A 24,473-nucleotide genomic window follows, 5' to 3' on the forward strand; every position below is an offset into this window, starting at 1 on the left:
ATGAATCTGAAGTCAGCAGAAACTGCCGATCTCCGGTCGGACCTGATTCCGCTGTCGAGGGCGCAATACAGCATGTGGCTCGCGGACAACCTGCCCGGTGGGCAACCGATGAATATCGCACACTACGTCGAGATCGAGGGGCCCGTCGATGTCGACGCCTTCACCCAGGCGGTGAACGACGCCGGTCACGAAACCGAATCCCTGGTCGTTCGGGTGGTCGAGTCCGACGGAATGCCGTATCAATTCGTCGATCGCAGCATTACCTACGACGAGTCCGTGCTGGACGTCAGCCAGGAGAGCGACCCCTTTGCGGCGGCGATGGAATGGATGCGCCGCGATTACAACAGCAAAGCGGTTGATCTGAGCCGTGACCGTCTCGCCGCGACCCGGTTGATCCGGATCGCCGAAGATCGGTATCTGTGGTACGGGCGTGCCCACCATCTCGTCGTCGACGGTTACGGCGCGTTCAATGTCTTGACCAGGATGGCCGAGCACTACAACGCATTGGTCGAGGGCCGGGCGCCCCGGCCTTTGGATGCGGTTGCCTTGCGCGACGTCATCGAAGCCGAACAGGCGTATCGGGCGAGCTCTCGGTTCGAGAGCGACAGGGAGTACTGGCTCGACAAGGTTTCCGGTCTCCCGACGCCGACAAGCCTGTCCGGTCGCACCGCACGGTCCAGCAAGGTCGATCATGTTTCCAGCCTGGAGCTTCCGTCGCAGTTGTCCGAGGCGCTCGACCGTTTCTCGGACAGCCTGAAGGCATCCCCTGCGCAGGTGGTCGTGGCAGCCTTTGCCGCGTTCCTCGCCCGTATGACGGGCGGCGACGACGTGGTGTTGTCGATGCCGGTGAGTGGGCGTGTGACGAAACGCTTGCGCAACGCCGCCGCGATGCTGGCGAACATGGTGCCGATCCGGTTCACTGTGGATGCCGGAACCACCGTTGAACAGCTGATTCACGCCTCGGTGACCGAACTCGTCTCCGCGATGCGGCACCAGCTCTACCGTTTCGAGGATCTGCGCCGCGACTCGAATGCGTTGGATGCCTCCGCGAAATCGTTCGGCCCGATCGTGAATATCCTTTTCTTCGACTCCGAAATTCGGCTCGGGTCCGCGGTGGGCCGCTATCGTGCCTTGACCTCGGGCGCCCTGGATGATTTGCAGCTGAATCTTTACCGTTCCGGTGCCGAAGCGCCGCTGTTGATCGAGCTGCACGGCAACGCGAACCTCTACAGCCAGGATGAACTCGATGCCCACGCCCGTCGGTTCATCGACTTCCTGCAACGGATGATGGCCGCACCCACCGATACGGTCTTGGGCACGATTCCGCTGGTAGACCCTGCCGAGGAGGCGCGGATCGTCGGGGAGCTGGCCGGCCGCGACGGCACAACGAGTACGGCAACGCTGGTGGATCTGCTGACGAGACAGGCCGCCGCGACGCCCTCCGCGATCGCGGTCACATCGGGTGATAGCGCGCTCACCTACCGCCAGCTGGACGAGTATTCCAATCGGTTCGCCCGCACTCTCATCGCGTCCGGAGCGGGCCCCGACTCGCTGGTGGCGATCGCGATGCCACGGGACGCGGATCTCATCGTCGTCACGCTGGCCGTGCTGAAGTCGGGCGCCGGGTACCTGCCGTTGGATATCGCGCATCCAGCCGATCGTCTGGAATACGTGCTGAACGACGCGAATCCGATCGTCGTCGTGACCACTCGCGCTGTGCACGACGATCTGCCCGCCCTCCCGGGCCGCGTGGTGCTTTTCGACGAGGTCGCCGAGGCCGGTGACGAAGTCGCGGCGCCGGTCACCGATGCGGACCGGACGGCCCCGCTGTGCCTCGACAACCTCGCTTACGTCATCTACACATCGGGGTCGACCGGTCGGCCCAAGGGCGTGGCCATTTCCCACCGCGCCGTGGCGACATACCTGGTGAATGCGTGCGCCGAGATCGGGGTGCGTCCCGGAGACGTGTGGACGTTGTTCCATTCGTTCGCATTCGACTACTCCGTGTGGGAGATCTTCGGCGCGTTGGTCAGTGGCGGCCGCCTGGTCGTCCTGGACAGCCTCACCACACGCTCGCCGGACGATGTCGTGCGTTTGGCGGCCCGCGAGAAGGTGACCATCTTCAATCAGACACCGTCCGCGTTCCAGCAATTCGGCGCGGCGTCGCGACGGTACGAGGACGACGGTGCGCCGGAAGGGGGACTGTCGCTGCGACTGGTCATACTGTCCGGCGAGCGTCTCGACCCAGCGGGGTTGGTGGACTGGTACGAGCAGAATCCGAAACTCCCGGTGCTGGCGAACAGCTACGGCATCACCGAAACCACGGTGTTCGTGACCTATCTCGCCCTGCCCCGGAGTATCGCGGCGCCGGGAGCGCCGAGTACGATCGGTGCGGCACTGCCGGGTCTGCGCACATATGTTCTCGATGAGCGATTGCGCCCGGCGCCGCTGGGGGCCTGGGGCGAGATCTATGTTGCCGGAACGCAACTCGCCCGCGGTTATCTCAACCGTCCTTCGCTGTCCGCTGCCCGTTTCGTCGCCGACCCGTTCGGGCGGCCGGGTGAGAGGCTCTATCGCAGCGGTGATGTGGCACGCTGGAATCACAAGGGCGAGTTGGAATATCGCGGCCGTGCCGATCAGCAGGTGCAGCTGCGCGGGTTCCGCATCGAACTGGGCGAAATCCGCAATGCGTTGTTGACCCACAGCGCGGTCTCCGCGGCCGTTGTCGTCGTGGATCTCCCCGGCACGGAGGCGGCCAGGGTGGTCGCTTATGTCGTGCCCGCCAGTGCGGACACCTGTGCCGCCGACACCTTGCGTGCGCATGTGGCGACACTGCTGCCCGAATACATGGTGCCCTCCGCCGTCGTGGTGTTGCCCGAACTGCCGCTGACGGCCAACGGCAAAGTCGACTATCGGGCCCTGCCCGAGCCGGTCTTCGATTCGGGCGCGGCCTATGTCGCACCGAGTTCGGTTATCGAGGAAGCGATCGCGGACATCTTCGCCGAGGTGCTCGGCCTCAAGCGGATCGGCGTGCTGGACAACTTCTTCGACCTGGGCGGCAATTCGCTGACCGCGACCAACGCCGCCGCACGGATCGCCGAGTTGACCAGATCCGCTGTGTCGGTTCGCGATTTGTTCGGCAAGCCGACCGTCGCCGAACTCGCGGCGCATATCGACGCCGAGCACCACCCCGGCAGGCTCGCACTACGCGCACAACCGCGCACCGAGCCGATTCCGTTGTCGCCGGCACAGAACCGGATGTGGTTGATCAACCAGGTGGACCCGGCTTCCGCGGCGTACAACATTCCGCTGGTGGTGCAGCTGACAGGACGGCTCGATGTCACTGCGCTGCGCGCGGCTCTGCTGGATGTGATCGATCGGCACGAGTCACTGCGGACGATCTATCCCGACGTGAAAGGTGAAGGGACACAGATAGTTCTGGCTGCCGAGCACGTCGTCTCCAGCTTCGATCTGATACCGGAGACGATCGACCTCGCCGATATCGCGGGTCGGATCGGTGAGCTGACCTCGATCGGCTGCGACGTACGTACCCAGCTGCCGGTCCGCGTCGCGCTGCTCGAGTCCGGGGATCGGCGCCGGCACGTCCTGGTGATGATCTTGCACCATATTTGCTGTGATGGTTCGTCTCTGCCACCGCTCGCGGCCGATGTCGCGGCGGCCTACGAGGCCAGGTCGCAGGGAAAGATCCCGTACTGGCGGCCGCTCACCGTGCAATACGCCGATTACAGCATCTGGCATCGCAATCTGCTCGGCGACAAGAACGACCCCGAGTCGCTGGCGGCACGTCAGTTACGTTACTGGGTAACACAATTGGCGGGGATGCCGCAGGCGCTGGAGCTTCCCACGGACCGTCCGCGCCCCGCCCGCCAATCGCTGCACGGCGATATCGCCGACAGCGTGATCCCGGCCGCGACGTTCAGCGCGATCGAGCGTCTGGCTCGAACAGCCGACGTCACCACCTTCATGGTCATCCATGCCGCACTGGCGGTTCTGTTGGCCCGGCTGTCGGGTTCGGGGGATATCACCATCGGGGCGCCGGTCGCGGGCCGAGGCGAGAGCGCGCTCGAGCCGCTCATCGGAATGTTCGTCAACACGGTGCCGCTGCGCACCGAGGTACGGCCGGATGAGTCGTTCCTCGAATTTCTGGCGCGAATCAAGGACATCGATATCGATGCGTTCGACAACAGCGACGTTCCCTACGAATGGATTGTCGATGAGGTGGATCCCAGGCGGGCGGCGGCGCACGCACAGCTGTGCCCGGTGTATCTCGCCTTCGAGAACATGGACCGCCCGACTCTGGAGTTGCCCGAACTCACGGTCGAGGTCCTGGACCCGGGGCCGCAACCGGCGAAGGTGGAGATCATCGTCACCGTCGCCGAGAATGCCTCTGCGGGAGGCGATATCGCCCTGCGGATCAACTACGCCACCGATCTGTTCGATCGGCGGACGGTCGAGGAGTTGGCCCATCGGCTGAATCGGATCCTCGATGAGGTGATATCGAATCCCCACCTGCGGGTGGATCGGGTGAATGTGCTGTCGGGAGCCGAACGGGCAGGGCTGGTGCCGGCGTCCGGGGGCTCGGCCGAGGCGCCGCAGGTACTGGTGGAGTTGCTGTCGGTCACCGATCCCGATGCGGCAGCGGTGGTTTCGGGCAACAACACCGTGTCGTATGGGGAGCTGGACGCTCGGTCGAACCGTCTTGCGCGGCAATTGATCGCCTGGGGTATCGGCCCCGGCGATAACGTCGCGTTGGCGATGGCGCGGTCGGTGGAGTTCGTGGTCGGGATGTGGGCCGTAACCAAGGCGGGCGCGGCGTTCGTGCCGGTGGATCCCCGCAATCCGGTCGAGCGTGTCGCGCTCATGGTGGCCGATGCCGAGGTGCGGGTGGGGATCACCGTCGAGGCGTCGAAGGATCTGCTGCCGGGGTCGGTCCGGCGTTTGGTGCTCGATCATCCGGACACATCGGCTCATGTCGCGGCAGAGTCCTCGGCTCCGGTGACGGATGCGGATCGGGTGCGTCCGTGCCGTATCTCGGACACGGCCTACGTGCTGTACACCTCGGGCTCGACTGGTACGCCCAAGGGCGTCGCGGTCACGCACGCGGGATTGGCCAACTTCGCCGCCGAGCAACGGGATCGCTATCGTGTCGACGATACCGCGCGGGTATTGCAGCTGGCGGCACCGGGTTTCGACGCGGTTGTGCTGGAACTGCTGATGGCCCATGTGAACGGCGCGGCGTTGGTTATTGCGCCTCCAGAGGTGTTCGCGGGTCGTGAATTGGCGGATTTGATCCGCGCACAGCGGGTTTCACACGCTTTCGTGACGCCGAGCGTGCTGGCCACGATGGCGCCGGCCGGTCTGGACTCGCTGCGAGTGCTCGTGGCCGGGGGTGAGGCGGTGTCGGCGGAAACGGTTGCGACGTGGGCTCCCGGCCGCCGGCTTTTCAACGGCTACGGTCCCACCGAGACCACCATCATGGTCGCGATCAGCGACCCTTTGTGCGTCGAGGAACGCGTCACCATCGGCGGCCCGATCCGCGGCGTCGAAGCGCTGGTACTGGATGCGAGCCTGCAGCCGGTTCCGGTCGGAGTGGCGGGCGAGTTGTACGTCTCCGGAGTGCAGTTGGCCCGGGGGTATCTCCGCCGACCGGTCGCGACAGCCGCCACGTTCGTGGCCGATCCGTACGGCCGCCCGGGGATCCGGATGTACCGCACCGGTGATCTGGTGCGATGGACATCCGAGGAAACCATCGAATATCTCGGTCGGGCCGACTTCCAGGTCAAGATCCGGGGCCAACGCATCGAACTCGGCGAAATCGAGTCCGTTCTCGCCGCGCACCCGCAGGTGGCGGCGGCCGTGACGGTCGGCGTCGGCACCGACGGCGGATCGCTACTGGCGGCCTACGTCGTGCCGGTCGATGGCGCCATCGATACCGCGGACCTGCTGGGTTACGCCGCGCAACGGCTGCCGTCGCACATGGTCCCGGACGCAGTGATGACGCTCGAAACGCTGCCCCTGTCGTCGGTGGGCAAGATCGACCGCACGGCGTTGCCGGCACCGGTTTTCGCCGGCAGCACAACCGAATTTGTAGCTCCGCGCGATACGACGGAGCAGATGGTCGCCGACGTGTGTGCCGCTGTGCTGGGGATCGAACGGCTCGGCATCTTCGACAGCTTCTTCGATTCGGGAGGCAACTCGCTGTCGGCCACCAGGGCCGCGGCGCAACTCAGCGCCGCGTTCGGGGTCGATGTTTCGTTCCGCATGCTCTTCGAAGCGCCGACCGTCGCCGCGCTGGCGGAGAATATCCGGACCATCGACTCGGCCGGGCGGGAACCGCTGGGCCGTCAGCAGCGTCCGGACCAGGTCCCGCTTTCGCCCGCGCAGGCACGCATGTGGTTCCTCAATCAGTTCGACACCACCTCGCCGATATACAACATCCCGATGGTCGCGCACATGTCGGGTGACCTGGACGTGGCCGCCATGCGCGAGGCGATCGCCGATGTGATCGACCGGCACGAATCACTGCGAACCATCTACCCGGACAGCCACAGCGGACCGCATCAGGTGAGCGTGCCGACGGAGACGGTACTGCCCGCATTGACGCCGGTGCCGGTCACGGCGAGCGAGATCGAGGCGCGCATCGCCGTGGAGAGCGCCGCCGGGTTCGATGTCACATCCGAGGTGCCGATTCGGATAACTCTTCTGCGCAGCGCACCCGACGAGCACACGTTGATTCTGGTCGTCCATCACATCAGCTTCGACGGGTCGTCGCTGGCGCCGTTGGCCGCGGACCTGGCGACCGCGTACCGAGCCCGGGTCGACCAACAGCCGCCGCAGTGGGCCCCGCTGCCCGTGCAATACGCGGATTACGCTCTGTGGCAGCGCAGACTGCTGGGTACCGAGGACGATCCGAACAGCCTGGCCGCCGCGCAGATCGAGTATTGGCGTGCGACCCTCGCCGACCTGCCCGAGGTGCTCGACCTGCCGACCGATCGTCCACGGCCGGCCGCGCAGACGTTCCGCGGCGGGACGGTGTCGACGACGGTTCCCGCGGACCTCCATCGTGCGGTGATCGAGTTGGCCCACCGACACGATTCGACGGTCTTCATGGTGATGCACGCGGCGTATGCGGTGCTGCTGGCTCGGCTTTCGGGGACCGGCGACATCGCGGTGGGCACACCGATCGCGGGCCGCGGCGAGCCCGGTCTGGACAATCTGATCGGAATGTTCGTCAACACACTGGTTTTGCGGACCCGCATCGAGCTCGGTGCGTCGTTCCTGGATGTCCTCGAACAAGTCCGGGACGCCGATCTGGGTGCATTCGAGACCGCCGACATTCCGTTCGAACGGCTTGTCGAGGTGTTGAATCCGCCGCGTACGACCGCCCACGCGCCCCTGACCCAAGTCGGATTCTCGTTCCAGAACATCGAGATTCCGACCATGCGATTCCAGGGCCTGACAGTCTCGGCGCGGATGGTCGATCCGAGCGTGGCCAAGTACGACCTGCATCTGAACCTTGTCGACTCGCTGGCGGCGCCGGACGGTGACCCAGGTGAAATGGCGGTCGAGTTCAGTTACGCGACAGACCTTTTCGACGAGTCGACGGTCGCCGCGATGTTCGAACGCTACCTGCTGTTGCTGCGGGAGCTCGTGGCGGCGCCGGCCCGTGCCGTGGGCGATATCGACCTGCTCACCGCGGACGAGGCGCGTGAGCTGACGGCGCTTTCGAGCGGTGCGTCGACGAACCCTTCGCCCGCGACGATCGCGTCCCTGTTCGCCGCGCAGGCGGCCGCGACCCCGGCCGGGACCGCGGTCATCGATGCCGCCGGCGGTGACCGGCTCGGTTACGGCGAATTCGCGGCACGGGTGAATGCGCTGGCCCGAGCGCTGATCGCCCGCGGTGTCGGTCCGGGGACCATCGTCGCCGTGGCGATGCGACGTTCCGTCGATCTGCTGACCACGCTGTACGCGATCCATGCCGCGGGCGCGGCTTATCTGCCGCTGGATCCCGATCATCCGGTCGACCGGGTGCGCGCGGTGGTCACCGACGCCGAGCCCGGTGCCGTGATCACCCGATCGGCCGACGACGCGAATGTGCCCGATGACGTGCTGGTGTGGGCGTTCGAGCAACTGGAAGCCGAGAGTGCGGACACATCGACGGTGACGGACGCCGATCGGCTTCGGGCACTGCATCCCGATGATCTGGCGTATGTCATCTATACCTCCGGCTCGACCGGCGTGCCGAAGGGCGTGGCGGTACCGCATGCCGCGGTGGTCAACCAACTCCGTTGGCTGCGGGATCATTACGAACTCGGTGGCGAGGACGTGATGCTGCTGCGGACGCCGGTGACCTTCGATCTGTCGGTATGGGAGCTGTTCTCCGCACTGACCTGTGGAGCGGCGCTGGTTGTCGCGGATCGCGACGCGCACCTGGACCCCGGTTCCGTGGCCGAGCTGCTGGCCGAATACCAGGTGACGACAGTGGATTTCGTGCCGTCGCTGCTCGCGGCGTTCCTCGACACGGCCGGACCGCGCGAATTCCCGAGTCTGCGGCGTGTGCTGTGTATCGGTGAGGCGCTGCGGGCGGAGACCGTCCAGCGCTTCCGGCAGCTCGGCCCGGCGCGCATCGATAACCTGTACGGGCCGACCGAGGCCGCGGTGAGCGTCACCGCGCACCGCATCGACGCGGTGGACGGCATCGCTGTGCCGATCGGCGTTCCTGAAGCGAATATCGTTGTGCGCGTGCTTGATTCGCGTCTCAATCCGGTTCCTGCCGGGGTGACGGGGGAGCTGTATCTGGGTGGTGTCCAGCTGGCTCGCGGCTACCACGAACGTCCCGGTCAGACCGCGGCCACCTTCATTGCCGACCCCTTCGGCTCGCCCGGTTCCCGGCTGTACCGCACGGGTGATCTTGTTCGCTGGGGAGTGGACGGCAACCTGCGGTATGTCGGCCGTGCCGACACCCAGGTGAAGGTCCGCGGTCTGCGAATCGAGCTCGGTGACGTGGAAGCCGCATTGATCGCGCATGAGCAGGTGACCGCGGCCGTGGTGCAGATGCGCGCCGACGGTGGTGAGCAGGACCTGGTCGCTTACCTGGTCACCGCGGAGGCGCTGGACGTCAAGCTGCTCCGACGGTTCCTGCTCGAGCGGTTGCCGGCCTATATGGTGCCGTCCGCGATGGTGCGAATCGACGCTGTCCCGCTTACGGTCAACGGCAAGATCGACTACCGGGCACTGCCGGCGCCGGATGGGGCGGCGCGCGAGGCGGGATACCGCGCGCCGCAGGGTCTCGTCGAGCAGACCGTGGCCGGAGTATTCGGCGAACTGATCGGTCGCCCGGAGATCGGCGCGGACGACAACTTCTTCGATCTCGGTGGAAATTCGCTCGTCGCGACGCGCGCGTTGAGCCGCATCGGCGAGATTTTCGGTGTCGCCGTGCCGGTGCGGGTGATCTTCGAAGCACCCACCGTCGCCGAGCTTTCCGAACGTATCGCCCAGTTGCGTACGGTGCCCAACCTGCCGGCGCCGAGCCGCAGGCCGCGCCCGGACCGTGTCCCGTTGTCGCTGGCGCAGGCGCGGATGTGGTTCCTCAATCAGTTCGACCCTGGTTCGCCCGGATACGTTGTGCCGCTGGCGATGCGGCTCGACGGCATCCTCGACATCGAGGCGCTCGCGGCGGCCGTCGGTGACGTGGTCGAGCGGCACGAGAGTCTGCGCACGATGTATCCGGCGGTCGACGGCACGCCGACGCAGGTCGTGCTCGATGCGGCCGATGTCCTCGGACACTGGGATCTCACGTCGCAGCCGATCGGTCAGCGCGAGTTGCCGGACCGGTTGGCCGAGTTCTTCGGCACCGGATTCGACGTGTCGGAGGGTGTGCCGCTGCGCGTCGCGCTGTATCAGCTGTCCGACGAGACATGGGTGGTCGCGCTGGCGGTCCACCACATCAGTTGCGATGGTTCGTCGGTAGCGCCGCTGGCGGCCGATATCGTCACGGCCTACCGGGCACGTTCGGCCGGCAATCCGCCGGACTGGGCGCCGCTGCCGGTTCAGTTCGCCGATTACGCGCTCTGGCAACGCGAGGTCCTCGGCTCAGCGGACGACCCGGACTCGTACCTGGGCCGCGACCTCGCCTACTGGCGAACTCAACTCGCGGGCATTTCCGATGTGCTCGACATGCCGACCGACCGGCCGCGCCCGCTCGTGCAGACACAACGCGGCGCGGTCGTGTTCGCCACGATCCCGAGTGAACTGCAGGGCCGGGTGGAGGCGCTGGCGCGTCGTGCCGGGGCGACGACGTACATGGTGGTGCACACCGCGTTGGCGGTGTTGCTGTCGAGACTCTCGGGCAGTGACGACATCACCATCGGTGTGCCGCATGCCGGCCGCGGCCACCAGTCGCTCGACAACCTCGTCGGAATGTTCGTCAACACCCTGGTGATGCGCAGCCGGATCAGCCGGGAGCAATCGTTCACCAGCGTGCTGAACCACGTGCGGCGCACGGCCACCGAAGCTTTCGACCATGCCATCGTGCCGTTCGAGCAGCTGGTGGAGGTGCTGAATCCGGCGCGATCGACCGCACACACACCAGTGTTTCAGGTCATGCTCGCCTACCAGAACATGGCGCAGGCGCGGGTCGAACTGCCGGATCTCACCGTCGAGAACGTCGAGCCGCAGGACGGCGCGGCGATCTACGACCTGCTGCTGATGATGACTGAGGGGCACGGCGCCCACAATGAGCCGACCGGCATGACGCTGCGCTTGACGTATGCCACGGACTTGTTCGACGAAGATTCCGTACTGCGTTTCGCCCAGCAATTCGTGCGCGTACTCGACGCGGCCGCGACGGATGCCGATGCGGCGGTAGGCGATTACGAGCTGCTCGATGCCGCGGAGCGGCATGCGGTGCTGCAGCGATGGAACGACACCGGCGGCCCCGTCGCAACTCGCCGGACGCTGGTCGACGCCTTCGACGAACAGGTCGCCCGCACCCCGGATGCTCCGGCGATCTGTCTTCCCGACGGTACCGAGCTGACCTATCGGGAGTTCGGCAGTCGCGTCAATCGGCTCGCCCGATGGCTGATCGCCAGCGGTGCCGGGCCGGAAACCGTTGTCGCGGTGGGCATCCGGCGATCGGTCGGGCTCGTCACGGCGCTGTACGCGGTGCTCGAGGCGGGAGCGGCGTTCCTGCCGATCGATCCCGATCATCCGCGCGCACGGATCGCCGGAGTGCTGAACGCGGCGCAGCCGCTGCTGGTGCTCACCACATCGGCGGAGCGCGATGCGCTTCCGGACGGCTTCGAGACCGTATGCCTCGATGAAGTCGAGGTGGCCGATCTCGCCGATGACGCGATCACGGACGCGGAGCGTCGTACGCCGCTGCGACCGGACAATGTGGCCTACGTCCTGTTCACTTCCGGCTCCACGGGAGTTCCCAAGGGCGTCGCGCTGACTCACGCCGCGACCGTGAGCCAGCTGGCGTGGGCGCAGCGGCAATGGCCGCACGACGCGTCCGACACCGTGCTGTACAAGACTCCGATCACCTTCGACATCGCGATATGGGAGCTGTTCTGGCCGTTGCAGACCGGTGCGCGGATCGTGGTCGCCGAGCCCGACGGGCATCGCGACCCGGCGTATATCGCCGGCATCATCGACGCTCATCGGATCAGCACCGTGCATTTCGTGCCGTCGATGCTCGACGTGCTCGTCGAAACCGCCGCTGCCGCGCAACTGAGCTCGGTTCGGCGGGTTCTGGTCGCCGGTGAGGCACTGGCCCAGCGAACCGTCGACGCCGCCTCGCGGATGTTCGCGCATGCCGAGGTGGTGAACTGGTACGGGCCGGCCGAGGCGGAAGTCGTCACGGCTGCGCGGTGCCTGCCGGATGTGGCGACCCGCTCGATGGCGCCCATCGGTACGCCCGTGGCCGGCATGCGGGTCTACGTGCTGGACTCGCGGCTGCGACCGGTGCCGGTCGGTGTGGTCGGCGACCTCTACGTCTCGGGTGTCCAGTTGGCGCGCGGCTATCACGCCCGCGCAGACCTCACGTGCGGTGCTTTCGTCGCCAACCCGTTCGGCGCGCCCGGTGAGCGGCTGTATCGCACCGGCGATCTCGTGCGGTGGGCGAAAGCCGGTGAGCTGGAGTACCTGGGCCGCAGCGATTTTCAGGTCAAGGTCCGCGGACAGCGGGTCGAGCCCGGTGATGTCGAGGCGGCGTTGTCCGCTCTCCCCGGCGTCGCGCGGTCCGTGGCTGTCGCCACGACGGAACGAATCCTGGGCTACGTGACACTCGTCCCCGGTGCGCACGCCGATGGGCGTACGATTCGCGACCAGCTCACCCGGGTACTGCCGTCCTACCTGGTTCCGGCCGCCGTGCAGGTCCTCGAGGCGATGCCGCTGACACCGAACGGCAAGCTCGATCGGGCCGCCTTGCCGCAGCCGGTGATCGACGACGGCGAGGAATTCGTGGCACCCCGCACCGAGCGCGAAGCGGCCCTCGCCGCCATCGCCGCCGAGATCAGCGGCGGCGACCCGATCAGCGTGACCGCCAACCTCTTCCAGGCCGGGGTCAACTCGCTCTCAGCGGCCCGGATCGCGGCCCGGGCCACTGCGGCACTCGGTATCGAGGTCGGCATTCGCGACATCTTCGACGGGCCGACGATCGCCGAGTTGGCGGAGCTGCTCAGCGCGAGAACCAGTTGTGCGGTGGTTCCGCTCGCGGCCCGGCCGCGTCCGGCGGCGGTTCCGCTGGCGGCGGCACAACGGCGGATGTGGTTCCTCAATCAGTTCGACACCGCCTCCGCGGCATACAACATCTGCTTCGCGGCCCGGTTGACGGGCCGGTTGGACATCGAAGCGCTACGGGCGGCATTACTCGACGTCGCGGACCGGCACGAGGCGTTGCGAACGGTGTACCCGGCCGTCGCCGGCGAACCATGCCAGGTCGTGCATCAGGTCGCGGATGTGGCCGCAGTGCTGGGTCTGAATCCGGAGCCGGTCACCGACGAGGCCGACCTCGCCGACCGGGTCCGGCGGGTCGTCGAAACAGGTTTCGATGTCGCGGAGTCGGTGCCCGTACGGGCACGGATATATCGCACCGGCGTCGAGGAGCACGTGATCGTGCTCGTGGTCCATCACATAGCGGCCGATGGCTCGTCGATGGCCCCGCTGGCCCGCGGCATCTTCGCCGCCTACGACGCGCGGGTGGGCGGTGAGTCGCCGCAGTGGCGACCTCTCGACGTCCAGTACGCGGATTACGCGCTGTGGCAGGCCGAGGTACTCGGTGCCGAGGACGATCCGTCGTCGCTGATCGCGAGGCAGATCGCGCATTGGAGCGAGGTGCTCGGTGATCTGCCGGAGCTGCTGGACATACCGACGGATCGGCCCCGGCCCGCCGCCATGTCGATGGCTGGTGGCAGTGTTCGCTTCGCGCTGCCGGCTCGGTTGCACGATGACATCGTGCGGCTGGCACAGCGTGAGGGTGTCACCGTGTTCGTCGTGTTGCATGCCGCACTGGCGATCCTGCTGGCGCGCATTTCGCACAGCGAGGACATCTCGGTCGGTTCCCCGGTCGCAGGTCGAGGAAGCCGGGCGCTGGACGATATGGTCGGCATGTTCGTCAACACAGTGGTGTTGCGCACGCGCGTCCGCGACGACCTGTCGTTCCGCGAATTCCTTGCCGGGGTACGTGATGTCGATCTGGATGCGCTCGCCCACGCCGACGTGCCCTACGAGCGGCTGGTCGACGTTCTCGACCGCGCCCGGTCCACCGCGTATACGCCGCTGTACCAGGTGATGTTCGGGCTGCAGAATATGCGCTCGGCCCGGTTCGAGCTGCCGGGTGTGGATGTCGAACTGCTCGATCCCGGTATCGCGCAGGCGAAAACCGATCTCACCGTGCTGATGACCGAACGCGGCGATGACGTCCGGCCGGCCGGAATCGACGGCGAGATCATCTACGCCACAGACCTGTTCGTCGGATCGACCGCGGAATCGCTCGCGCGGCGGTTCGTCCGGGTGCTCGAGTCGGTCGTGTCCGAGCCGGAGCGGCCGGTCGGCCGCGTCGATCTGCTCGACGCGGCCGAGGCCGAACGGCTGGTGCCGGTGCGGGGTGGCGAGAGCACGTCGCCGTGTCTGCTGCCCGATCTGCTGGCTGCGGCCGTGGCAGCCGATCCCGCTGCCATCGCCCTGATCGGGGACAGCGAGCGCCTCACCTACGCCGAACTCGATGTCCGGTCCAACCGACTCGCCGCGTATCTGCTGGCCCGCGGTGCCGGACCGGGGATGTGTGTCGCGCTGGCCGTGCCGCGTTCGGTCGGCTATCACGTCGCGATGTGGGCGATCGCGAAGACCGGCGCCACCTTCGTGCCACTGGATCTGCGATATCCCGCGGAGCGGATTGCGCACATGGTGAGCGATTCCGGTGTCACCGTGGGGGTCACGGTCACCTCCGCGCGCGCGTCGCTTCCGGGCGACGTCCGCTGGGTGGTGCTGGACGAACCGGATTCGGCCGCGGAGATCGCCGCGTCGGCCGGTCGGGCGGTCACCGATGCGGTTCGTCCCCGCGTACTGCGAATTCGGGATGCGGCGTATGTGATCTACACGTCGGGGTCGACCGGAACGCCGAAGGGTGTCGTGGTCGGCCACGAGGGGTTGGCCGGATTCGCGGCCGAGCAACGGGTCCGCTATTGCGTGGACGCCACGTCGCGTGTTCTGCAAGTGGCGGCACCCGCGTTCGACGCCGTGCTGCTCGAGGCGTTGATGGCGTGCGCGGCCGGCGGTTGCCTGGTCGTCTCGCCGCCGGACGTGTTCGGAGGCACGGAGCTGGCCGCACTGATCCGCGCGCATCAGGTGACGCATGCGTTCCTGACACCCAGTGTTCTTGCGACGATGTCGCCCGAGGACTTCGAATCGGTGCGGATGCTGGCGGTCGGGGGCGAAATGGTCTCCGCGGATCTGATCGCCACCTGGGCTCCGGGGCGGCAATTGCACAACATCTACGGTCCGACCGAGACCACGATCGTGGTCACGATCAGCGATCCGGTGCAACCGTCCGACCCGATCAACATCGGTGGTCCGATCCGCGGTGTCGAGGCCGTGGTGCTGGATGCCCGGTTGCGTCCGGTGCCGGTCGGGGTGAGCGGGGAACTGTACCTGTCCGGCAGTGCGTTGGCGCGCGGCTATCTGAACCGTCCCGCGGTGACCGCCGGTGCGTTCGTGGCGAACCCGTACGGTGCGCCGGGGTCGAGGATGTACCGCACCGGCGATATCGTCCGCTGGAACGCGCAGGGCGCGCTGGAATACGTCGGCCGGGTCGACTTCCAGGTCAAGATCCGTGGCCAGCGCATCGAACTCGGCGAAATCGATGCGGTGCTGCTGGCACATCCGCAGGTCACTACCGCGGTCACCGTGAGCCGTTCGGGGCCCGGCGGGCAACCCATGCTCGCCGCGTACGTCGTGACCGAGCCCGCGACGGGCGTCGAACCGCGTGCGGTGCTCGATCATGCCGCCGCTGCTCTGCCCGCCCACATGGTGCCCTCGACGATCACCGTGCTCGACCGCATGCCCCTGGCCTCAACGGGCAAGGTGGATCGAAAAGCGTTGCCCGAACCGGTGTTCGATACCGGCGACGACGAGGACGTCGTCGCGGCGACCGATATGGAGCGCGCTATCGCCGACGCCTTCGCGGACGTTCTCGGTGTCGCCGAGGTCGGGGTGACGACGTCGTTCTTCGCGCTCGGTGGCGATTCCATCATGTCGATCCAGCTGGCCTCGCGGCTGAAGGCGGCGGGCGTCGTCGTCACAGCCCGGGACATCTTCGAGCGTAAGACCGTGCGCGGGCTGGCGCAGGTCGCCGCTACCTCGGGCCGGATATTTCTCGCGGAGTTGCCGGGCGGTGGCGTTGGGGATATCCCCTTCACCCCGATCGTGTCCTGGTTCGCGGCACAACCGGGCCGAGCCGATCGGTTCGCCCAGTCGATGCTGGTTCACCTGCCACGGCACGCGGGTGTCGAGGAAGTGATCGCGACCGTGCAGGCGGTGCTCGAACAGCACGACATGTTGCGGTCGCGGATGTCCGAACGATGCATGCAGGTGCCGCCGGTCGAGGCCGCCGACGCCGCCGCGGCGGTATTCGTACGGACCTTCCAGGCGCACGAGGCACCGGGCAGTGACGGTTTCACCGCCGTGGTGGAGTCGGCGCTGGCCGAGGCGTCCGGTCGGCTCGATCCCAGCGAAGGCCGGATGGTGCAGGTCGTATGCTTGCTTCCCGAATCAGGGGTCCAGGCCGATGCCCGTGCGCTCATCGTGATCCATCATCTGGCTGTCGACGGGGTGTCGTGGCGAATCCTGTTGCCCGACTTCGTCACCGCATGGCAGCAGATCAGCCGGGGCCAAGCGGTCGCCCTGCCGGAACAGGGCACATCGATGCGGCGATGGGCGCACGCGCTGGCTGCTGCCGCGGCCGAACGCGGCAGCGAGTTCGAGTTGTGGGAGCGGATGAGTACCGCGGCCGATCCGCTGCTCGGAACCTCGGAATTGGACCCCGCCGTCGACACCCACGCGACAGTGCGGCAGCTGCGGGCATCCATTCCGCCCGAGGTGACATCGGCGTTGCTGGAGTCGGTACCGCGCGCGGTGCGCGGCAGCGCCGACGACGCACTGCTGGCGGGCTTGGCGGTAGCCCTGACCCGGTGGCGCAGGCGCCGCGGCATTTCGCAGCCGGGGATGAAGGTCCTGTTGGAGGGACACGGCCGCGAAGAGCAGATTGCCCCGGGAGCCGATCTTTCACGGACCGTGGGCTGGTTCACCAGCACGTACCCCGTCATGCTCGACCTGACCGGGATCGCGGACACGGACCTGCGCACGGCGGTGAAGTCCGTCAAGGACCAATTGCGCGAGATCCCCGACAAGGGCATCGGATACGGCCTGCTGCGCTATCTGAATGCCGGCACGGCCGAGCGGCTCGCGGCGGCGCCCGCGCCGCAGATCAGTTTCAACAATCTCGGCCGCGCCGGTGTGGACCTGGCCGCACTGTCGGATCTGGCGTGGATCCCGACCGGCGAGCAGTTCGATCGGAGGTCCGCATTCGATCCGGATATGCCTGCGGCAGCGGCGATCACGATCGATGTCGACATCGTGGACACCGAGTTCGGCCCCGAGCTGTCGGCGTATGTCGGTTACGCCTCGCGTCTGCTCGAACACGACGATGTGGCCGAACTCGTCGCCGGATGGATCGATGCGGTGACCGAGATCGCCGCACTCGCCGGCGGCGAATGGGGATTGTCCCGCGCGGATGTTCCGCTGGTCGAGCTCACGCAGCGCGATCTGGACGTATTCGCCGACCGCTACGGTCCGCTGAGCGAGGTGTGGTCACTGGCTCCGCTGCAAGAGGGCTTGCTGTTCCACGCCGAATTCGCGGCGGGCGGAATCGACGTCTACACCGCGCAGTCGGTCCTGACTCTGGCCGGCGAGGTCGACGAGGTTCGGCTCGAGCGCGCCGTGCGGGTATTGCTGGAGCGGAACCCCAACCTGCGGGCCGGATTCACCCGGACGCCCGACGGCGTAGCCGCCCAGGTCGTGCCGACGGATATCGCGGTGCCCTGGCGGCGTGTTGAAATCCTCGGTGGCGCAGCGGAAGTGGAAAAACTGATCGATGCCGAGCGGACGGTGGTCTTCGATCCCGCCGAGCCGCCGCTGCTGCGCTTCCTGCTCATCGCCGAGGCCTCGAACGAGTACCGGCTCGTGCTGACCGCGCACCACCTGCTGCTCGACGGTTGGTCGCTGCCGTTGCTGTGGCGCGAGCTGATCGGTTTGTACGCCGTTGCGGCACAGTCGGAGTTGCTCCCTCCGGCGGCGTCGTACCGCGACTACCTGGCGTGGCTGGCGGGACGCGATCGTCGCGCGAGCCTTCAGGTGTGGCAGGACGCGCTGCGCGATGTCGACGAGCCCTCCCTCGTCGCCGACCCGCACACCGCGACCACGGCGGAGATCCCGATCGATCTGCCTGTTGTCGTCGACAGCGCGACCACGGCGGAACTGGTGGCGTTCGGCCGGGCACGCGGCGTGACGATGGCGACCATCGTGCAATTCGCCTGGGCCGTTGTGCTGGGCAACCTGCTCGGTGCCGAACGGGTGGCGTTCGGCAGCACGGTATCCGGCCGCCCAGCCGACCTGCCGGGCGTCGAGTCGATGATCGGCCTGTTCATCAATACGATTCCGGTCGCCGCAGATGTGCGCCGGGATCTGACCATCGATGACGCGCTGAACCGGATGCACGTCGGCAACACCGGTCTGCTCGACCACCACTACCTCGAACTGTCGCAGATCATGGCGAACGCGGGCAGCAGCGTGCTGTTCGACACCCTGGTCGTATTCGAGTCGTACCCGGTCGACAGCAGTGGCCTGGGCGATGCCGACATCGACGGTATGCGGGTGATCTGCGCGGACGGCCGCGACGCGGCGCACTACCCGATCACCGTGCAGGCGCACCTCACCGACGAATTGCAGGTGCGAGTTCGCTACCAGCGAGCACGCGTCGACGCTGGGACGGCGGCGGCCCTCGCGGCACGACTGGAGACCGTACTGCGGGCCGTTGCGGTCGATTCGGCCGCCAGGATCGGAGCCATCGACCTGCTGACCGCGAACGAGCGACGAGAGCTCGTCCCTGCGTCCGGCGGCAGCGTCGCGGAACCACGTCACATGGCGGAGTTGCTGGCCGCGGGCGTGGTGGTGAATCCGGAAGCGGCAGCGATAGTCTCCGGCCCGCGTACCGTGTCCTACGCGGAACTGGATGCCCGATCCAACCAGGTTGCCCGGCAGCTGATCGCCTGGGGCGCGGGACCGGGTGATCAGGTCGCGCTGGCGATGCCGCGGTCGGTGGAATTCGTGATCGGCCTGTGGGCGGTGACCAAGACCGGTGCTGCCTTCGTACCCATCGATACGCGCAACCCGGCAGAGCGCATCGCACGCATGGTGGCCGACGCCGACATCCGGCTGGCGGTCACGGTCGGGGAAGCACGGGACTTGCTGCCCGGCACGGTGCGCTCGCTGGTGCTGGACGATCCGGAGGACGAGCAGTCCATCACCGCGCGAACGACGGCCGGCGTCACAGCGAGTGAACTCGTTCGTACCCCGCACGTCCGGGACGTGGCATACGTTCTCTACACCTCCGGCTCCACCGGAACACCGAAGGGTGTCGTGGTCACTCACGAGGGCCTGGCGAATTTCGCTGCTGTGCAACGAGACCGGTTCGGTGTCGACCAACGATCGCGCGTGCTGCAGGCCGCCGCTCCCGGCTTCGATGTGATCGTCCTCGAGCTGCTGCTGGCACACACCGCCGGCGCCGTGCTCGCGGTGCAGCCGCCGACGGTGCTCGGCGGCGACGAGATGGCGGAACTGATTCGTGCACAGCAGATTTCGCACGCGTTCATCACACCGAGCGTGTTGGCGACGATGTCGCCCGACGGTATGGATTCGCTGCGGGTGCTGATGGCCGGAGGGGAGGCGGTCACACCGGGGACGGTGGAGCGGTGGGCGTCGGGGCGGACCCTGCTGAACGGATACGGCCCGACCGAAACCACGATCCTCGCGGGGATCAGCGGCGCGCTGTGCCCAGGTGACACGGTGACGATCGGTGGTCCGATCCGAGGCGTCGAGGCTGTCGTGCTGGATGCGTGGTTGCAGCCGGTGCCGGTGGGGGTGGCGGGGGAGTTGTACCTCGCGGGTGTGCAGCTGGCGCGTGGATATGCGAACCGGGCGGTGGCGACGGCGGGCGCGTTCGTCGCGAATCCGTTCGGTGCGGCGGGTTCGCGCATGTATCGCACGGGTGACCTGGTCCGCTGGACACCCGAACACACTCTGGAATACCTGGGGCGCCGCGATTTCCAGGTCAAGATCCGCGGCCAGCGCATCGAACTCGGCGAGATCGAATCCGTTCTGGCCGGACACCCCGGGATCGAACAAGCGGTCGTCCTGCGGCGGAAAGACCGCGTCGGCATCGACCGGCTCGTCGGTTACCTCGTCACCAGCGAGGATGTGAATCCGGACGAGGTCCGTGCCGCGGCGCAGTTGCGGCTGCCCGCGCACATGGTGCCCGACGTATGCACGGTGCTCGCCGAACTCCCGCTCACCGCCAGCGGCAAACTCGACCGGTTGGCGCTTCCCGTGCCGGAATTCCGCGACATGCGGGAACGGGTCGCTCCTCGCACCGAGGCCGAACGTCGCGTCGCCGAGGTGTTCGGCAGCGTGCTGGGGATCGATGGGGTGGGCGCGACCGACAATTTCTTCGACCTGGGTGGCGATTCGCTCTCTGCCACCCGGGTGACCGCGCAGTTGAGCACGGCATGGGGAGTGCGTCTCGGAGTGCGCGACCTGTTCGAAGCGCCCGTGGTCGCCGAACTGGCTGCCCGCCTGGCGACATCCGACAGCACCGCACGGATTGCGCTGACCTCGCGCCCGCGTCCTGAGCGCTTGCCTCTGTCACCGGCACAGCAGCGGATATGGTTCCTCAACCAGTTCGACACTACCGTCGGCGGATACAACATCCCGCTGATCATTCGTCTGCGTGGAAACCTCGACATCGATGCGCTGCGGCGCGCGTGCGAACTGGTCATCGATCGGCACGAATCGCTGCGTACCAAGTTCCCGACGGCCGACGGACAGCCCGTTCAGGTGGTGGTTCCCACCGATCAGGTCGCTCCGTCGCTCATACCGGTGCCGGTCGAGGAAGAGCAGGTCATGGACAGGGCACTCGCCGTGGTGTCGGCAGGTTTCGACGTGACGCAGGCGCCCCCGTTGCGTGTCGAATTGTTCACCCTCGACGACCGGGACCATGTCCTGCTGATCTGCGTGCACCACATCTGCGCCGACGGTCAGTCGATGATCCCGCTCGTGCGGGACGTGGCGGTGGCGTACGAGGCGAGCAGGCAGGGCGAAGAGCCGATGTGGCCGGTACTCCCGGTCCAGTACGCCGATTACACGCTGTGGCAGCACGAGATGCTCGGGTCGGCGGACGACCCGGACTCGGCAATGTCCCGGCAGTTGGGCTATTGGAAGGACACCCTGGACGGGCTGCCCGAGCTGCTCGAACTCCCGACGGACCTGCCGCGGCCTGCGGTCGCCTCGCTGCGGGGGCGCGTAGTCGAGTTCGAGCTTCCCGCCGAGCTGCACGAGCGAATCATCGCCGCCGCACGGGAGATGAACGCGACGCTGTTCATGATCCTGCACGCCGCGCTTGCGGTGCTGTTGTCCCGGCTGGCCGGCGTCGGTGATATCGCGATCGGTACCCCGGTCGCCGGGCGTGGCGAGCGTGATCTCGACGATCTGATCGGCATGTTCGTCAATACCCTCGTGCTGCGCTCGCGAGTGTCGATGCGCCAGCCGTTCGACGAACTGCTGGCCTCGATCCGGGAGACGGACCTGGCGGCCCTGGCCAACGCGGACGTGCCTTTCGAGCAGGTCGTGGAAACACTGAATCCACGGCGGTCGACCGCGCATCTTCCGCTGTACCAGGTAACTCTCGATGTCCAGAACCTGAGTAAAGCCGCGTTGGAGTTGCCGGAGCTGACCATCGAGCCGATGGAAAACGGTTTCGAGCCGGCGCAGGCGGACCTGAACGTCAAGCTGGCCGAGCAATTCGGCCAGGGCGGCCGTCCCGCCGGCATGGTGGGGCGACTGACCTTCGCCACCGACCTCTTCGTGGATGCGACGATGACTCGGTTCGCACAGGCTTATCTGCGAATTCTCGAGCACGTCACGGCCAATCCGGCGGTGCCGGTGGGCGATATCGACATCGTCGGTTCGATGCAGCGGCGCGAATTGCTCGACTCGGCGGGTTGCGACGGCCCGGTGGTCCCCGATGTGACGCTCGCGCAGTTGTTCGCTGATCGTGCCCTTGCCCAACCGGGCGCTGTCGCGGTCACCGATGGCGTCTCGCAACTGACCTATGCGGAATTGGATCGGCGCTCGGCCCAGGTCGCTGCCCGGCTGATCGCTCGGGGGGCGGGGCCGGAATCGCTGGTCGCGGTGGCATTGCCTCGTTCGATCGACCTTGTCGTGGGTCTGGTGGCGGTGATCCGGGCGGGAGCTGGGTATCTGCCGCTCGACGTGGCGTATCCGGTCGAGCGGTTGCGGTTCGTGCTCGACGACGCGCGCCCGGTAGCGGTGCTGACATCCGCCGGGACGGCCTCGGCACTACCGGAGTGCGCGGTACCGGTGGTGCTCCTCGAGGATGGTGCGACGGACAGTTCCGATCCGGTGGTGGTGCCGGACCTGCGGCCGGACAACGTGGCCTACGTGATCTACACCAGCGGGTCCACGGGCCGCCCCAAGGGGGTGACGGTCACTCACCGTGAAGTGGTCACATTGTTCGCCGATACAGCCGAGCGCTTCGTTCTCGGCTCGGACGACGTGTGGACGATGTTCCACTCCTACGCCTTCGATTTCGCGGTATGGGAGATGTGGGGAGCGCTGCTGTCCGGTGGCAGGGTGGTCGTCGTCGACTACGACACCTCCAGATCGCCGGAGGCGTTCGTGGACCTCGTGGCGCGCGAGCGTGTGACGGTGCTGAGCCAGACCCCCTCGGCCTTCTACGGTTTCGCTCGTGCGGAGCGTGCATATCGCGAATCCGGTTGCCCCGCAGGCAGGCTCGCCCTGCGTTACGTCGTGTTCGGCGGCGAGGCGTTGGATGTATCCCGGTTGACCGATTGGTTCGCGGCTCACGATCCGGGATCGCCTCGGTTGATCAATATGTACGGAATCACCGAGACCACGGTGCATGTCACGTTCCGCGAGGTCGAGCAGGCCGAAACGACCGGGATCGGCGCACCTCTGCCGGGGTTGCGGGTGTACGTCCTCGACGAGCGGCTGCAACCGGCGCCGATCGGCGCCGCCGGTGAAATCTATGTCGCCGGTGGGCAACTGACGCGAGGTTACCTGCGCGCCCAGGGTTTGACCGCGCAGCGATTCGTGGCGAATCCTTTCGGTCCTCGCGGCTCCCGGCTGTACCGGACCGGCGACCTCGGCCGGTGGAGCAGGTCCGCGCGGGGACTCGAGCTGAGCTATGCCGGTCGAGCGGACGCCCAGGTACAGCTGCGCGGATACCGCATCGAACTGGGCGAGGTGGAATCCGCATTGCTCGGCCACCCGTCGGTGGCACGTGCCGCCGCGGCGGTGCATCGCCATGCACAGGGCGTCGACCAGCTGATCGGCTACGTGGTCGGCATCGACGGCCGGCGGATCGATCCGGGCGAGGTCCGCGAGATCGCCGCTCAGGTGCTGACGAACTACATGGTGCCCGCGACGGTGATGGTATTGCCGGATCTGCCGCTGACGGTCAACGGCAAGCTCGATCGAAAGGCTTTGCCCGCTCCCGATTTCGACTCGGCGGCAACCGAGTTCGTCCCGCCGCGAACCCGCTCCGAGAGAATGATCGCCGACGTTTACGCGCACGTTCTAGGCGTCGAGCGGGTCGCGGTATCGGACGGGTTCTTCGATCTGGGCGGCAATTCGCTGCTGGCGGCGATGGTGGTGACCGAACTCCGCGATCGTGGTGTGACGATCGCGTTGCCGTGGATGTTCGACGACGCGACACCGAAAGCTCTGGCGCAAAGGGCCGATGAAGCCGCGGGAGGTCCGGGTCTGGCGGTGCTGCTTCCGCTTCGTGCGCGAGGGTCCAAGCCCGCGGTGTTCGGTGTGCACCCCGCCGGGGGATTGGCATGGTTCTACGGCGGCATCGTCGAGCATCTGGACGAGGACCGACCGGTGTACGGCCTGCAGGATCCGCACGTGGTCGCGAGCGAACCGCGCGCGGAGTCGGTGCAGGAACTGGCCGAGCGGTACGCGTATGAGATTCGCCGGGTGCAGCCGCACGGCCCGTACCACTTGCTGGGCTGGTCGCTGGGCGGGCAGATCGCGCATGCGATAGCGGTCGAACTCCAGCGCGACGACGCGCTCGTCGGCACCCTGACCCTTTTGGATTCCGCGCCCGGAGCACCGGACCTGTCGGCTGATTCGACGATCACGGCCGCGCAGGAGCCCGCCCCAGCGCATGTGATGGCGGACCTGCTCGGCGGCTGGCGTGAGCTGTTCGACCTCGGTGATGTCGTACAGGCGCAGACGCATGAACAAGCGTGGCAGGTCATCCGCAGTCAGGTGGTCGAGACCGGACTCTTCAGTGCCGATCAGACCGATCGAGTAATGGAGAGTTTCGAGACCGCGAGCGACCTTTCCAGCGCATACCGGCCCGAAGTTTTCCGAGGGGATCTGATCTTCTTCACCGCGGGCAAAGACCACGCCGATGATCAGGCTCTTGCCCAGGCGTGGCGGCCGTACGTCACGGGCAAGATTCACAACACGGTCGTCGATGCACGTCATCTAGAGCTCAGTCATCCGCAGGCAATGGCCGTCATCGGCCCGGTCCTGGAAGGGTTCATCGACGAATGCTGATCGATACCGGT

At 67.0% G+C, this 24,473-nt stretch carries 1 protein-coding gene; it reads left to right on the plus strand.

Annotation, left to right across the window (positions count from 1 at the left end):
• Positions 1–24,462, plus strand: a complete 24,462-nt coding sequence (locus tag NV1_RS38465) for a non-ribosomal peptide synthetase (RefSeq protein WP_067903467.1) — start codon at positions 1–3, stop codon at positions 24,460–24,462.
• The last annotated feature ends 11 nt before the right edge of the window (positions 24,463–24,473 follow it).

It is taken from the genome of Nocardia vaccinii NBRC 15922 (assembly GCF_001613305.1).
In the GTDB taxonomy this organism is placed as follows: domain Bacteria; phylum Actinomycetota; class Actinomycetes; order Mycobacteriales; family Mycobacteriaceae; genus Nocardia; species Nocardia vaccinii.

Bases quoted from the DNA above. Each gene is read 5' to 3' on its own strand.
- NV1_RS38465 (WP_067903467.1), top strand. From the start codon at position 1: ATGAATCTGAAGTCAGCAGAAACTGCCGATCTCCGGTCGGACCTGATT.